Here is a 13,602-nt window from a genome sequence, read left to right as displayed (position 1 = left end):
CCTTACAGCAGCAATCCAGCTCCCCCACCCACTAGCTTTCTTAGGACCTAACATTTAGTGTTTGGTTCTATGCATGGCTAGTGACCGGACAGATGTCTGTGTATTGTAAAATCTAGTCTGCTTGGTGAGCAAAACAGTCGGCTACGTTTGATATTGAGTTTAATGGGGCGTAAGTGCTAGCTCGGGGACAGCGTTGTCGGAGGAGAGCTGCTGGCGGGAATGCGAGGTTGGGCAATGTGCAAGGTGTAGTGTGAAGGGAGCAGGGTGCAAGGAACAAGGAACAAGGAACAAGGTGCAAGGAGTAGTGGCAACAGGCAAGGAGCAAGGGGCAAGGAGCAAGGAGCAAGGAGAGCAGGTTGAGCCGGATACCAAATTTCGCAATCGGAGAACCAAATTTCGCATGCTGGTTCCATTTCGGCCAAACTGAGTACCTAAGTATCCAGAACGCGAAGCTAGCTTCGCGTTTTGAGTACATAGGTACTCAGATCGTCATTCCAAGAGTAAAAGAAGGAAATTTGGTTCTCAGTCTGTTTACTTTGGTACCCAGTATCCCGCAACCGCCCGCCTTATCCACCGCTAAATGACCTAAGTAGGATCGACTCGCCCCACGAACGTCGGATCCAGCACAATTGCACGGTTTTATCGACATACTCGGCAACAGGGATGACCTCCCTTGAAGCGGGGGTCTTTGTCGTGTGCATTAGTTGGCGAGAAATCGATTACGCAGATGTATGGATCCATTCGTCTTCCACTTTTTCGCCAGGTAGACAGAAATCCATCCTTTCCTGCAACAACTCCAGCGGAATTAACGTCTAAAGTTTGTACACAATCTGTTTCATTTTCGCAGCAAAGGGTATTTAACGGTATAGACGAATCGGAAAGGGGATAGCCCGATGATGGACTATACGTATGCCTTCGTGGAAGCTCCGCTAGCCAGCATGCCCGTGCCGCTCCGCGTCCAGCTTGACCCGGCCGGAACCCATTTCTCGATCTGGCAGCCGAATGCGAAGCAGGTTTGTGTGGTAGGACCGTTCAATCGTTGGAACGGGCAGGCGCACCGGATGCTGAAGAGCAACGGATACTGGAGACTATATATTCCCGGGTTTCACGATGGGATGGAATACAAGTTTGAAGTGATGACGGCGAATGAGGAAGCGTATTTGGTGGCAGAGCCTGCGACGTGTCCATGGGATGCGGAAGGGGTGACGGAAGCCGTCGGGAGGAGGTTGTTGGTATGAAAAAGATCGGTTGGCTGGGGATGCTTCTCTTAGGCGGAGCTGTCCTGTGGTGGAGTCAAGAGCCGGCAAACGAGTGGAGGGGGCAGCAGGCGATCGCCATGGAAGCGCATTCACAGCTACAGTTGAGTGTGCCGAAGGTGGTGCCGTTGACGAACCTTGCCAGTCTGCAAGGGAACTGGCTGCAGTCGACGATAACAGCCGATCTGCAGATCCTGCCAACCGAGCCGCATAACCAGCCGGCCAATCCGCAATCGCAACCACCAACATTCGACTCGCCAACGCAGCAGTCACAACCACAACCACAACCACAACTACCACAGCAGCAGCCACAGGCTCCAGCTCAGCCGCGCCCGCAATCCCATTCGGCAGCTTACCCGCTGCTGACCGTGGAAGGCGTCGCGCTGACGGACACCAAGGCCGAGCTGCTGGAGCTGCTAGGGGCGCCTGCTCGCATCGAGCAAGACTCGTATACCCCGGAGTTCGCCATCTACCACTATGGCAACCTCCAGATCGGCATGAGCGTGGAAGGGATCCGCTTTGTCCGCGTGCTGTCTACGGCAGGTACGATCCGGATCGACGGCCGCTCGATGCCGATGACGCTCGAAGCGATTCAGGCGGAGCTCGGGCAGCCGGATTTCATAGCGGAAGACGGCTTGGTGTACAAGCGCCCGCAGACGGCGCTCAAGCTATTCTTCGACATGGAGACGCAGCGCCTCCGGTCGGTCGATTTATTTCACAGAAGCGGCGAATGACTTAGAACATCCAGGTCAACCTTGTGATTCCGACTCCAGTTTGTTAGGATCGAAACTATAAATATAAAAGCGGGAGTGAGTATACATGACCGTGCAAAAATTTCGAATCGACCAGCATCATGCGGATGACGAGATCGTCCTGCATATTAGCGGGGACCTGGACTTGGCGGCGGCGATCGAGCTGAAGGCCGTCCTGGAAACCGTCGTGCATGAAGCGGACAAGCGGCTCATTCTGGATCTGGAAGGGCTCCGCTACATAGACAGCACCGGCATTGGCATTCTCGTCTCCGTGGTGAAAATCCGCGACGAAGCGCAAGCTACTTTCGAGGTGAGGCATATCCCCGCCTCGGTGAAGAAGCTGTTCGATCTGACGGGCATTTCCGGATTTCTAATCGAAAGGAAGTAACGGACAAGCATGAGCAGCGTACGATTGGTCATACCGGCAGCGGCGGAATACATGGATCTGGTGCGATTATGTCTGTACGGAATGGCGAGCAAGGCCGGGTTTTCCTACGAGGATATCGAGGACATGAAGGTCGCCGTAGGCGAAGCGTGCAACAATGCCGTCCTGCATGCCTACCCGCACGACGGAGACAGTGAGCCGGCAACGATTGAGCTGAGCTTCGAGCAAGAAGTCTCCCGGTTCATCGTCAAGGTGAAGGATCGGGGGATGAGCTTCAATCACGCCCGCGCTTTGGAGGAAGCGACGCCGATCCAGGCGGAGGAGCCGTCGGAGCTGCAGGCCGGCGGCCTGGGCCTGTATTTGATGCAGGCGTTGATGGACGAGGTGCACATCCGCACGGACGACGGGACGGAAGTGACGCTCACCAAGTACAAATAATCGCAGCACGGGCCGGCGGACGAAAGCCATCGGAACCCGTGTTTTTGCATGCCTGCGGACAAGCGTAGAACCTGCTTTTTCGCGACATCTGTTTCAAAACTCCTGCCACTGGGTAACAAGTCATAGATCAGGTACTACAAGAGGAGGGATCGGCATGCTGTGGCAAATCAGTTTGACCGTGATCGCGCTGGCTTTTGTCATATTGGTATACTTCTTGATTCAGACGCTGAAAACGGTGCAGGGCTCCTTGGAGGAAGTTAGAAATACGATGGTGCAAATGAAGGGCGAGCTGGCCCAAGTGAGCGCGGAAGTGAAGGATGTGCTGTTCCAGACGAACATGATGGCCGTGGATGTGCGGACGAAGCTGAACGAGCTGGATCCGCTGTTCCACTCGGTCGGCAATGTCGGGTCGATGCTTCAGGAGCTGACGACATCCGTCCGGCAAACGGCTTCCACCGTCACGACGGCGATCCAGAACGGCAGCCGACAAGTCGTAGAGAAGGCGCCGGTAAAAGGGAAAATCGGGATTGTCATGAAAGGCATCCCCGTCGTCGTAGAGCTGTGGAAACAAATTCAGAATAAACGAGCGCAGGGGGCTGCGGCCAATACGATCGCTCAGTAGGGGGGACCGAAATGAAGGGGAACGCCAACAAGACATTTCGGATTACGAAACAAACGACGGACAGTGCTACAATCGTGTTGCTGGGCGGGGAGCTGGATTTGTCGGCGGCCACCGACCTGGCGGAGGAGCTCCAGCCGCTGCTGGCGCAGCGGGAGCGATCCCTTATCCTCAATATGCGGGAGCTGAGCTATATAGATTCGACCGGGATCGGCATCCTGGTATCCGTGCTCAAGGCACGCGGGGCGGCCAACGCGCCGTTCGCCGTAGAGGATGTGCCGCCCCGGATCCAGCGGCTGTTCGATCTGACGGGCATTACCAAACATCTGGCTTCGAGCATCAGTCTCGATCATTCCATGGCAGAAGGGAACGAGCGAATCGGATGAATACCTCAAACGTGCGGTTGACGATACCGGCGCGAGCCGAATATTTGGACATAGTAAGACTCACGTTGTATGGGATCGCCACGAAAGCGGGGTTCTCGTTCGAAGAGATTGAGGACATGAAGGTAGCGGTTGCTGAAGCTTGCAACAATGCGATCCTGCATGCCTATAAGGGAGTCGGAGAGGGAAGCGTGGAGCTGAGCTTCGAGATGGAGGAGCACGGCATGACGATCCGCGTGAAGGATGAAGGCAGCAGCTTCGACTACGAGCATTCCGCGCATCTGGTCACTTCGCTCCATGAGCGGCCCTTGCAGGAAGTCGAAGTTGGCGGCCTAGGCATCTTCATGATGCAGGCGCTGATGGATCAAGTGCAGGTGTTGACGGATCGGGGGACGGAGGTAATCCTGACCAAACGCTTCAGCAGAAATGAGGGGATGGCATGAGCTCTGGCGCATCCTCACAGCCGCAGCCGGATATACAAAATTTGCTAAGACTCTATCAAGAGAGCGAAAGCAACAACGCTGCAACCGCGCTTCTCCTGCACTATGAACCGGTCGTCCGGATGGCGGCGGGGAAAATGTCGAGAAGCCGGCCCGATCTGTATGAGGATCTGTTTCAGGTCGGCCAGATGTCGATGCTGCGCTTGTTCAAGCAGTACGACGCCACACTGGGCATTCCGTTCGAAGCGTACGCGATGAAGTGCTTGATCGGGCATCTGAAAAACTATTTGCGCGACAAATCCTGGTACATCCAGGTGCCGCGCCGGGTGAAGGAGAAAGGGCTGCTCGTGCAGCAAATGATCGACGAGCTCACCCTGCAGCTGGAACGGTCGCCGAAGGTCGAGGAGATTGCCGCGAAGCTCGAACTGTCGGAGGAAGAGACGATCGAAATTTTAGCCGGCCGGGACTACTACCATTACACGTCGCTCGATACGCCGCTGTCCAGCGAAGGCGATGGGGCGACTATTGGGGACATGCTGTCCGTTCAGGAGGATGAATACGAGGCGCTGGAGAAACGAATGGATTTGTCCGAAGCGATGGAGCAACTGAAGCCGGAAGAGCAGCAGGTGCTCGCGCTTGCTTACAGGGAAGGCTATTCCCAGCGGTACATCGCCGATCAGTTGGGCGTCTCGCAGATGAGCGTCTCCCGTATACAGAAGCGGGCGATCGGCAAGCTGAGGGAGTGGCTGGAGGACGACTCGGGGCGGTAGAGTCTGAAGGAAGAGCCGCTTTATTAGGGAACCCTTGTTTCAACCCGGAGCCGTCCGGTTAATTAGGAGTATCCCAACTAAAGGCGGTGAGTTCCGATGGATATCAAACACCGAATCGGTATGAAAGATTGCGAGCTGCTGATCTTCGCGAATGATGATCTGACGTTTCATGTAAGTCTGTGCTCGACGGTGAATCCTCTGGGCCGCGGCAACCTGCTGGATCGTTTCGACGACGAACGCCAGGCGATCGAAGCAGCGGAACGGTTTCAATGGATGTATGCGCTTGCCAAGGAGCATGGCTACTATTTGAAGCAAGACCGCTTCACGAAACCGAACCGCCAGGAAATTCACATCAGTGTCATGAAAGACGGCACGATGACGAAAGAGCAATATAGGCTTCAGCTGCAAGCATAAACCGATTAGCGGGCTACGGCCCGTTTTTTGTGCGTACGGCGGACGTTTAAGGGAAATGGGTTGGGCCAGAGAAAGAAGAAAGTCGGGAGGACGTCATGAGAAAGCGCAGAAAAGTAAGCATTCGAACGAAAATGATGCTGGGTTATATATTCGTCATTCTCTGCCTGGGGAGTACGATCGCCTTGGTTATGGATCGGGTAGCCGCTCGGCAGGAAGCGATCGATTATATAACCGAGCATGATTTGGAGATGCACGAGCTGCTGTCGCAGATGGAGAAGACGGTGGTCGATATGGAGACCGGTCAACGAGGGTTCATCATTACCGGGGACGAGCGTTACCTGGAGCCGTATCAGGAAGGGCGCAGCCAGTGGCTGCTGTTGTATAACCGGCTTCATGATTTGCTGGCGGACAGTCCGCGGCAGCAGCGCAACCTGGAGGACATCAAGCCGGTGATGGACCATTGGCTGTCGACCGCAGGAGAGGCGACCATTCAGCTGAAGCGGCAAAACAAGTCGGCGGAGCTGCTGGACTTCTTCCGCACGGATCCGGGCAAACGGGATATCGACGATATGCGGAGCAAGCTGCAGACGATTCGGGAATCGACGAATGCGATGACCGTGGAGCGCGTGGAGAGCCTGTCGCATGATTTCGAGCAATTAAAGGGCCAGCTGCTGGCGATTCTGCTAGCGGTTGCCGCCGTATCCCTGTTGCTCGCGTTCCTCATCTCAGGCTCAATCGTCACGACGATCCGTCATGTCTCGCAGGCGATTCGGAGCATCGCCTCCTCGTCGCGCGGCAGCGGGCTGGCGGAGCGAATCCAGGTGACGACCAACGACGAGATCCGCGAGCTGGCGGAGACGACGAACGGTCTTCTGGCCAAGCTGGAGGTCGAGAACTGGGTGCAGAGCGGACTGACGGAAGTCGCCACGAGCTCGCAAGGCATTCATACGGCGTCGGAGCTGGCCGATCATGTGATGGAGCAATTGACTCCGATGCTGGGGGCCTCGTATGGGGCCGTTTATTTGAAAGGCGGGCAGCCCGAATATGGGATGATGGCCTCTTATGCGGTACAAGAGAAAGATTTTGTCGTGACGCGGTTCAAGCCGGGCGAAGGGTTGATCGGCCAAGCGGCGGTGAACAGGCGGGTTATGCACGTCAAGGAGGTGCCGGGCAACTACGTCAAGGTGTATTCCGGCCTGGGCGAATCGGCGCCCCGGGAGCTGCTGATCGTCCCGATCCTGTTCGAAGGGCGGGTCGAGGCGGTGCTGGAGTTCGCTTCCTTCGAGCCGTTCGGGGAGAAGCATCTGACGCTTGTGGAGCAGCTGCAAGGGTCGCTCGGCACCGCGTTCAACAGCGTGCTCGGCCGCATGGAGATCGAGCGGCTGCTGAACGAGTCGCAGATGATGACGGAGGAGCTGCAAGCCCAGTCGGAGGAGCTGCAGGCCCAGTCCGAGGAGCTGCAGATGCAGCAGGAGCAGCTGCGGATCAGCAACGAGTTCCTCGAGGAGCACAATCAATTCGTCGAGCAGAAGGCGGCGGAGCTGAAGAAGGCGAAGGACGAGCTCGAGATGTATTCGCACGAGCTGGAGCGCAGCTCGCAGTACAAGTCCGACTTCCTCGCCAACATGTCGCATGAGCTGCGGACGCCGCTCAACAGCATCCTGATCCTGTCGCAGCTGCTGTCAGAGAACGAAGAGCGCCGGTTGTCCCGCGAGGAGGAGGAGTACTCGCGCGTTATTTTCACGGCGGGGCAGGATTTGCTGACGTTGATCAACGATATTCTCGATCTGTCCAAGCTGGAGGCCGGCAAGCTGGAGATCGCTGCGGACGAGGTCAACCTGACCGAGCTGCCGCAGCTGCTGAAGCCGGCATTCGATCCGGTCGCGAACCGCAAGGGTTTGACGTTCGAGGTTGAAGTGGCGCCGGATGTGCCGAATATGATGGTGACGGACGGGCAAAGGCTGCAGCAAATATTGAGGAATTTGCTGTCCAATGCGTTCAAGTTCACCGAGCAAGGTACGGTTGCGTTACGGTTGTACAAGGTGGACGCCGCGGAGGTCGAGGCGAGCCTCGACGTCGAGGATGACGATCTGGTCATCGCGTTCTCGATCATCGATACGGGCATCGGCATTCCGAAGGAGAAGCAGCAGCTGATCTTCGAGGCGTTCCAGCAGGCGGACGGCACGACCAGTCGACAGTACGGCGGCACCGGTCTCGGCCTGTCGATCAGCCGGGAATTCAGCCGCTTGCTCGGCGGCTGCATGACCGTCGTGAGCGTGCCGGGCAAGGGCAGCACGTTCACGCTGCTCCTGCCGGAGCTGAAGGCCGGCAGGGGCGGTGAGTCGGCGCGGCGGGAGATCGCCGCGACGCTGGCGCTGCCGGATGTGGCAGCGCCGCCGTGGGCGGCCGGCGGTGTGGCGCCGGCTGCCGGTGTGTTGCCGGCCGCCGCGCGCGATGGGGCGGCGGCCGGCGGCGATGCGGCGGCGAACAAGGCCGGGGATACCGGCCTGTTCGCCGGCAGGCGGGTGCTGCTCGTCGACGACGACGAGCGCAATGTGTTCGCGCTCGTGACGGCGCTCGCGAGCAAGGGCATGGCCGTGGAGGCCGCCGCCCACGGCCGCGAAGCGGTGGAGCTGCTGCGAGCCGGCAACGAGTACGACATCGTGCTGATGGACATCATGATGCCGGTCATGGACGGCTATGAGGCGATGCGCGCGATCCGCTCCGAGCTCGGGCTGCTGGAGCTGCCGATCATCGCGCTGACCGCCAAGGCGATGAAGAATGCGCGCGATCAATGCCTCGATGCGGGAGCGAACGACTATATCAGCAAGCCGCTGAATACGGATCAGCTGTACTCGCTCATGCGTGTCTGGCTGACAAAGCAGGTGAACGGTTGATGGAGATGGATCCGATTGTCGATCAGGAATTGATCGAGCTGGACGATTCGTCAACGGACGAGCTGACGAATATGGAGATCGATTTGCTGCTCGAGGGGCTGTACCGCTGGTACGGCTTCGACTTCCGCCAATACGTGCGGGCTTCGTTGCGCCGGCGCGTCTTGAACCGGATGCGGCTCGATCGGATTCCGACGGTGACGGCGCTCTTGAACTTGGTGCTGCACGAGCCGGGGTACGTGGATCGGCTGCTCGGCGATTTCTCGATCAAGGTGACGGAGATGTTCCGCGACCCTTCGTTTTTCCGCGCGTTCCGGTACAACGTCGTGCCCCAGCTGCGCCACCTGTCGGAGATTCGCATCTGGCATGCGGGCTGCGCGACCGGCGAAGAGGTGTACTCGATGGCGATCCTGCTTCAGGAGGAAGGGCTGGCCGACCGGACGAAGCTGTACGCAACCGACATGAACGAGAAGGCGATCGAAGCGGCCAAACGAGGCGCCTATCCGCTCAAGCAGATGCAGACGTTCACGAAAAACTACCTCGATTCCGGCGGCACCAATTCGTTCTCGGAGTATTATACGACGGATCACAAGCAGGCTTATTTCGACGCCTCGCTCCGGGAGCATGTGATGTTCGCGCAGCATAATCTGGTCACGGACGGCTCGTTCAACGAGTTCCACGTCATTCTGTGCCGGAACGTGCTGATTTATTTCGACGCCGCGCTGCAAAGCCAGGTGCACAATTTGTTCCACGGCAGCTTGTCCACCGGCGGGTTCCTGGGGCTGGGCAGCAAGGAGTCGATCCTGTTGCTGCACCATGCCTCGGTGTATGAGGAGTTCGTGCCGACGGAGCGGATTTATCGCAAGATGCGATAGATCATTAGTTCGATTCTAAGCCTGTCCGGGCATACGTCCGGGCGGGTTTTTGTTTCTCGGCGGTATGCGCGCGTTTGACCCTAAGCACAATGGCGTTAATGATAAACAAGGTTTAGCATTTTTTGAAAGGATGTGGACGTATATGCCAAGGGAGCAACAGCAGCAGGGCGATCGCCGACCTAAACAACCGGAGCATGTGAAAAAGCGGCTATATGACGAGCTGGATGAGTCTGCTGGGAACGTCGCGACCGAAATGGACGAAAGTCTGGAGCGCATCACGCGGATGGTGAACGAGTACAACGAGCGGATCAAGGCGCATCTGAACGAGGAGCAGGAGAAACGGACGTCTTGGTCGGAGCGATTGGCCGATCGGATCGCCGATTTCGGGGGGAGCTGGACATTCATCGTCATTTTCGCTGGATTCCTGATCGTGTGGATGATATGGAATGCGCTGTCGTTTACGATCCATTTTGATAAGCCGCCGTATGTGCTGATGAATCTGGTGCTATCTTGTCTGGCGGCGTTCCAGGCCCCGATCATCCTGATGAGCCAGAACCGGCAAGCGACGCGGGACAAGCAGGAGGCGATGATGGACTTCGCGATCAATTACAAGGCCGAGCGGGAAAATGTGGAGCTGAAGCGCATTCTGAGACGGATCGAAAATCGGTTGGACAGCTTGGAGCGGGTTCAGCGGCTTCATGGCTTGCCCGGCGTGAATGGCTTGCCAAGAATGCCCGAGATACTCGAAGTGCCTGAAGAACCGGGAGTGCAGGAGTCGGAGCGGTTGCGCGAAACAGACGATTAGCTGGAAAAGTAAGGATGTTTCAGGTGGAGCGGCACCGGGTAATAAAGGGCATGCCCCACTAAACCAGAAATTCCAATCGGAAAGCGAGGTGTTTCGCATGTTGTCTTGGGCCATAGTGTTCTTGATCATCGCCTTGGTGGCGGGAGTGTTCGGTTTCTTCGGCATCGCGTCCGCTGCGGTGGGGATCGCTAAAGTGCTGTTCGTCATTTTCCTGGTGCTGTTCGTCATTTCGCTCATCATGGGCCGACGTCGCAGCTACTAGGCAGGTTGCCACCCGCGAAGGGCGACCGGTTACACAATCCGTCAACAACGAAACCAGAGGTTCGAGGAGGAGATCGCTATGTATAAGTATACGAAGGTAGCAGTGGCCGACAGCATTCCGGATGCACAGAACAAAATTCGCCAATATAACAGCGAAGGGTTCGATCGGGAACACATCTATGTGCTGACCCATACGCCCGAGGGCACGGAGTATGTAGCGGAGTCTACCGGGGCGTCGGAGATCGGCATGGCGCAGGAAGGGATGCTGAATTCGATCGCCAACCTGTTCCGATCCCGCGGCGATGAGCTGAGGGCGAAGATGGAGGCACTGGACGTGCCGGAGAGCGAAGCCGAGCGGTTGGAGGAAGAGCTCGATCAAGGCAAAATCGTGATCCTGGCCGCAGGCGGCAGGTAAGCCATAAGGAGCGAGAGGGACGGGAAACCGTTCCTCTTTTCTTTTTTCAAGCTCCTCTCTTCCCTTTCCGCACCTTGAAACCCCTCCTCCCGCACCAACGTATTTGTATTTCGTAAAAGCTCGTCAAGGGACGGGCCTTTTTGATATAGTAGGTTCATGAGCGGGAAGGAGATGGGTATAACCATGAATACAGTGGCGTTGCGAGTAGATCGCGTGGCCAAGCATTATGGCAGCAAAACGGCCGTGAACGGCGTTCAATTTGAAGTGCGGCCCGGAGAAGTGTACGGCTTGCTGGGGGCGAACGGTGCTGGCAAGACGACGACGATGCGGATGGTGCTCGGTTTGATTTTGCCGGACGAGGGGTCGATCAGCTGGAAGGGGCAGGGCTATCGCGAAGAGCTGAAGAGCATGATGGGCTATTTGCCTGAAGAACGCGGCCTGTATCCGAAGGTCAAGGTGAGCGAGCAGATCGTTTACTTGGCGGAGCTGCGCGGCATGGCGCGGAAGGAAGCGGACCGGACTCTGAAGCATTGGCTGGAGAAGTTCGAGGTAAGCGACTATTACGATCGGAAGGTCGAGGAGCTGTCCAAGGGCAATCAGCAGAAAATTCAATTTATCGCCGCGGTCATCCACAATCCCGACATTCTCATCCTCGATGAGGCGTTTAGCGGACTGGATCCGGTCAACGTCGAGCTGCTGAAGAAAAATGTGAAGGAGCTGCGAGACGCCGGGACCGCGATCCTGTTCTCCAGCCACCGGATGGATCATGTGGAAGAGCTCTGCGAGAACATTACGATCCTGCATCGATCGAAAACCGTACTGCAGGGCGAGCTGAAGAGAATCAAGCGGTCTTTTCCGCGGGAGCGCATCCTGCTCGAGACGGAGGAGCCGGTGGACGGGCTGGAGAACATTCCCGGTGTCTTGGCGGTCAACCGGCATCAGTCTTTGACGGAAATCCTCGTGAAGGGACCGGAAGCGGGGCGCGACATCCTGCGTCAGGCGATGAGCCAGGCGGAGGTAACCCGATTCCAGATCATGGAGCCGACGCTTAACGAAATCTTTATCCGGACGGTAGGTGGCGAGCGTGAATAAATGGACAACCGTAGCCCGCTTCACCTTCATGAACAAAATCAAGGCGCGCTCGTTTCTCGTAACGACGCTGATCATTGCCGCTGTCTTGTCGCTGCTCATCAACCTGCCGCATATTATTTCCCTGTTCTCCAGCGGTGGCGGGCCAACGAAGATCGGCGTGCTGGGCGACGGGAGCGATATCCCGCAGAAGCTGCAGGCTTATTATGAAGCGCAGGAAGAGCCGAAGCTGAAGATCGTGCTCTTGGACAACCAGGGCTCGAAGGAAGCCAATGAGGCGATGATGCTCGAGAAAATCGAGGCCAAAGAGGTCAAAGGCGTGCTGGAGCTGACTAGCGATCCCGCCGCCGGCTTCCCGAAAGTGATCTATAAGTCCAAGGATTCGATGAACTCGTCGCTTCCCTCGGAAATCAGAACCGTCTTACAGAGCATCAAGAGCGAGATGGTGGTCAAAGAAATCGGCTTGTCCTCGGCCCAATTGGCGAAGCTGACCGCACCGGTGTCGCTGGATTACCTCCAGCTGCAGCAGGGCTCGAACGGCAAAAGCGAGTCGGAAATCGCCGTTGCCTACATGCTGGTGTATGTGCTGTTGATGCTTCTATACGTGGGCGTACTCGGTTTCGGCAATATGGTCGCTATGGAGATCACGGCGGAGAAGAGCTCGCGCGTCATGGAGCTGCTGATCACGAGCGTCTCGCCGCTGAAGCAGATGTTCGGCAAGATCGTCGGGATTTGTTTGCTCGGGCTGCTGCAGATGGTGGTCTTCATCGGAGTCGGCTTGGCGAACTTGGCCATCCCGGCGAACCGCGACAAGCTGAAGGATTTCGATCTCAGCCTCAGCGGTATCGACCCGATGCTGATCGTTTACTTTATCCTTTTCTACTTGCTCGGGTATTTCATCTATTCGACCCTCTTCGCGGCTGTCGGCTCGCTCGTGAGCCGCACGGAGGACATCGGGCAAGCGATCATGCCGCTTACGATGCTTATCGTCGCCGGTTTTATGATTGCAATCTTCGGCCTGCAAAATCCGAACGGTTCCTTCGTCGTAGCGATGTCGTTCGTGCCATTCTTCACGCCGTTAATCATGTTCCTGCGCATCGGCATGAGCGACCCGGCGCTGTGGGAGATCTGGCTCGCGATCGGGTTGACCGTGGTGTCGATCTACCTCCTGAGCTGGCTGTCTGCCAAGATTTACCGCGTCGGCGTGCTCATGTACGGCAAGAAGCCGTCCTTCGCCGAGATTCGTCGGGCTATGAAGGCGTTCAAGGTTTAGGCAGGTTAGAGCTGATGGCTGTGAGTAACATCTACAATTGAGACTGATTACATTAACAAATGAGACTTTTTACATGTACGAATGAGACTAAAAATAGTGCGCCAGTAAGATCAATCCTTGATCTTACTGGTTTTTTTATTTAAGGAGTGAGAATAATCCCAATTAAGAATCTTGATAAATCAAGGTTCTTTTCATTTGTGCGGATTTTCTTGTCGTTTTTTTGGGGGTCAAGAAAATCCCGTGATACAGTACAAACGACGTAAAAATCACCTTAATGAGGATTAATTAATACTTATTTGGTAGTCCGGATCTACGAACCGGAGAGTTTTTTGTCGCCACGATACGCCGTCACGGGGCTACACTTCTCCGGCAGCGCCGAGTGCGACTTTGTTCCGCTTCGCTCAGGAACGTGTTGACTGCACGATTAAAGCTCTCGACTTTTCCTTTTTAATGTGTAGCTACACATTATGAATAGAGAATTATCGAAAGTCGGGCAAAAAATGAGCTCCTTAACAAACAGGAGCTGACTTTAG

General features: G+C 56.4%; 16 protein-coding genes. All 16 read left to right on the top strand.

What is annotated here, in order from left to right; genetic code table 11:
* The first annotated feature begins 893 nt into the window (after positions 1-893).
* Positions 894-1,238, top strand: a complete 345-nt coding sequence (locus tag PKO02S_RS29380) for an early set domain-containing protein (RefSeq protein ID WP_127588574.1) — start codon at positions 894-896, stop codon at positions 1,236-1,238.
* The gene (locus PKO02S_RS29375; RefSeq protein ID WP_127588573.1) at positions 1,235-1,990 is read left to right on the top strand and encodes a hypothetical protein; all 756 of its coding nucleotides are present in this window, start codon (positions 1,235-1,237) and stop codon (positions 1,988-1,990) included. Before PKO02S_RS29380 ends, PKO02S_RS29375 begins: the two co-directional genes overlap by 4 nt.
* An 85-nt stretch (positions 1,991-2,075) precedes the next feature.
* Complete coding sequence (locus PKO02S_RS29370; protein ID WP_127588572.1) at positions 2,076-2,396, top strand: STAS domain-containing protein; 321 nt, start codon at positions 2,076-2,078, stop codon at positions 2,394-2,396.
* A gap of 9 nt (positions 2,397-2,405) precedes the next feature.
* Entirely contained in the window at positions 2,406-2,831 is a 426-nt protein-coding gene (rsbW, locus tag PKO02S_RS29365; RefSeq protein WP_127588571.1) for an anti-sigma B factor RsbW, read from the top strand.
* Positions 2,832-2,985: 154 nt separating this feature from the next.
* Positions 2,986-3,453 carry a DUF948 domain-containing protein gene (locus tag PKO02S_RS29360; RefSeq protein ID WP_127588570.1) on the top strand — a complete coding sequence of 156 codons (468 nt, stop codon included), beginning with the start codon at positions 2,986-2,988 and terminating at the stop codon, positions 3,451-3,453.
* A gap of 11 nt (positions 3,454-3,464) precedes the next feature.
* Positions 3,465-3,836 carry an STAS domain-containing protein gene (locus PKO02S_RS29355; RefSeq protein WP_127588569.1) on the top strand — a complete coding sequence of 124 codons (372 nt, stop codon included), beginning with the start codon at positions 3,465-3,467 and terminating at the stop codon, positions 3,834-3,836.
* On the top strand, positions 3,833-4,276 hold the full coding sequence (gene rsbW, locus PKO02S_RS29350; RefSeq protein ID WP_127588568.1) for an anti-sigma B factor RsbW: 444 nt from the start codon (positions 3,833-3,835) through the stop codon (positions 4,274-4,276). The genes PKO02S_RS29355 and rsbW (PKO02S_RS29350) overlap by 4 nt, the downstream gene beginning before the upstream one ends.
* Positions 4,273-5,043 carry a sigma-70 family RNA polymerase sigma factor gene (locus PKO02S_RS29345; protein WP_127588567.1) on the top strand — a complete coding sequence of 257 codons (771 nt, stop codon included), beginning with the start codon at positions 4,273-4,275 and terminating at the stop codon, positions 5,041-5,043. Before rsbW (PKO02S_RS29350) ends, PKO02S_RS29345 begins: the two co-directional genes overlap by 4 nt.
* A 96-nt stretch (positions 5,044-5,139) precedes the next feature.
* Complete coding sequence (locus PKO02S_RS29340) at positions 5,140-5,457, top strand: hypothetical protein (RefSeq protein WP_127588566.1); 318 nt, start codon at positions 5,140-5,142, stop codon at positions 5,455-5,457.
* Positions 5,458-5,552: 95 nt separating this feature from the next.
* On the top strand, positions 5,553-8,354 hold the full coding sequence (locus PKO02S_RS29335; protein WP_127588565.1) for a CHASE3 domain-containing protein: 2,802 nt from the start codon (positions 5,553-5,555) through the stop codon (positions 8,352-8,354).
* Positions 8,355-8,359: 5 nt separating this feature from the next.
* Positions 8,360-9,226 (top strand): CheR family methyltransferase, encoded by an 867-nt coding sequence (locus tag PKO02S_RS29330; protein WP_127588576.1) that lies wholly within the window; start codon positions 8,360-8,362, stop codon positions 9,224-9,226.
* Positions 9,227-9,368: 142 nt separating this feature from the next.
* Complete coding sequence (locus tag PKO02S_RS29325; protein ID WP_246067590.1) at positions 9,369-10,031, top strand: DUF1003 domain-containing protein; 663 nt, start codon at positions 9,369-9,371, stop codon at positions 10,029-10,031.
* A 97-nt stretch (positions 10,032-10,128) separates the two neighbouring features.
* Positions 10,129-10,293, top strand: coding sequence for a DUF1328 domain-containing protein (locus PKO02S_RS29320; RefSeq protein ID WP_127588564.1), 165 nt, complete (start codon positions 10,129-10,131; stop codon positions 10,291-10,293).
* Positions 10,294-10,371: 78 nt separating this feature from the next.
* Positions 10,372-10,707, top strand: a complete 336-nt coding sequence (locus PKO02S_RS29315; RefSeq protein WP_127588563.1) for a YflT domain-containing protein — start codon at positions 10,372-10,374, stop codon at positions 10,705-10,707.
* Positions 10,708-10,890: 183 nt separating this feature from the next.
* A complete protein-coding gene (locus PKO02S_RS29310) occupies positions 10,891-11,799 on the top strand; it encodes an ABC transporter ATP-binding protein (protein ID WP_127588562.1) in 909 nt (302 codons plus the stop codon).
* Positions 11,792-13,069: an ABC transporter permease gene (locus tag PKO02S_RS29305; RefSeq protein ID WP_127588561.1), complete on the top strand. Its 1,278-nt coding sequence runs from the start codon at positions 11,792-11,794 to the stop codon at positions 13,067-13,069. Before PKO02S_RS29310 ends, PKO02S_RS29305 begins: the two co-directional genes overlap by 8 nt.
* Positions 13,070-13,602: the final 533 nt, after the last annotated feature.

Source organism: Paenibacillus koleovorans NBRC 103111 (assembly GCF_004000845.1).
Classification (GTDB): domain Bacteria; phylum Bacillota; class Bacilli; order Paenibacillales; family NBRC-103111; genus Paenibacillus_AA; species Paenibacillus_AA koleovorans.
The sequence above is the reverse complement of the archived record's forward strand: the minus strand, read 5'-3'. Positions and strand labels throughout refer to the sequence as shown.

Excerpts from the sequence above, each read along its gene's own strand:
- PKO02S_RS29345 (WP_127588567.1), top strand. The coding sequence starts at position 4,273 with ATGAGCTCTGGCGCATCCTCACAGCCGCAGCCGGATATACAAAATTTG.
- PKO02S_RS29325 (WP_246067590.1), top strand. The coding sequence starts at position 9,369 with ATGCCAAGGGAGCAACAGCAGCAGGGCGATCGCCGACCTAAACAACCG.
- PKO02S_RS29310 (WP_127588562.1), top strand. The coding sequence starts at position 10,891 with ATGAATACAGTGGCGTTGCGAGTAGATCGCGTGGCCAAGCATTATGGC.
- PKO02S_RS29370 (WP_127588572.1), top strand. The coding sequence starts at position 2,076 with ATGACCGTGCAAAAATTTCGAATCGACCAGCATCATGCGGATGACGAG.
- rsbW (WP_127588571.1), top strand. The coding sequence starts at position 2,406 with ATGAGCAGCGTACGATTGGTCATACCGGCAGCGGCGGAATACATGGAT.
- PKO02S_RS29315 (WP_127588563.1), top strand. The coding sequence starts at position 10,372 with ATGTATAAGTATACGAAGGTAGCAGTGGCCGACAGCATTCCGGATGCA.
- PKO02S_RS29355 (WP_127588569.1), top strand. The coding sequence starts at position 3,465 with ATGAAGGGGAACGCCAACAAGACATTTCGGATTACGAAACAAACGACG.
- PKO02S_RS29340 (WP_127588566.1), top strand. The coding sequence starts at position 5,140 with ATGGATATCAAACACCGAATCGGTATGAAAGATTGCGAGCTGCTGATC.
- PKO02S_RS29360 (WP_127588570.1), top strand. The coding sequence starts at position 2,986 with ATGCTGTGGCAAATCAGTTTGACCGTGATCGCGCTGGCTTTTGTCATA.
- rsbW (WP_127588568.1), top strand. The coding sequence starts at position 3,833 with ATGAATACCTCAAACGTGCGGTTGACGATACCGGCGCGAGCCGAATAT.
- PKO02S_RS29380 (WP_127588574.1), top strand. The coding sequence starts at position 894 with ATGATGGACTATACGTATGCCTTCGTGGAAGCTCCGCTAGCCAGCATG.
- PKO02S_RS29335 (WP_127588565.1), top strand. The coding sequence starts at position 5,553 with ATGAGAAAGCGCAGAAAAGTAAGCATTCGAACGAAAATGATGCTGGGT.
- PKO02S_RS29320 (WP_127588564.1), top strand. The coding sequence starts at position 10,129 with ATGTTGTCTTGGGCCATAGTGTTCTTGATCATCGCCTTGGTGGCGGGA.
- PKO02S_RS29375 (WP_127588573.1), top strand. The coding sequence starts at position 1,235 with ATGAAAAAGATCGGTTGGCTGGGGATGCTTCTCTTAGGCGGAGCTGTC.
- PKO02S_RS29330 (WP_127588576.1), top strand. The coding sequence starts at position 8,360 with ATGGATCCGATTGTCGATCAGGAATTGATCGAGCTGGACGATTCGTCA.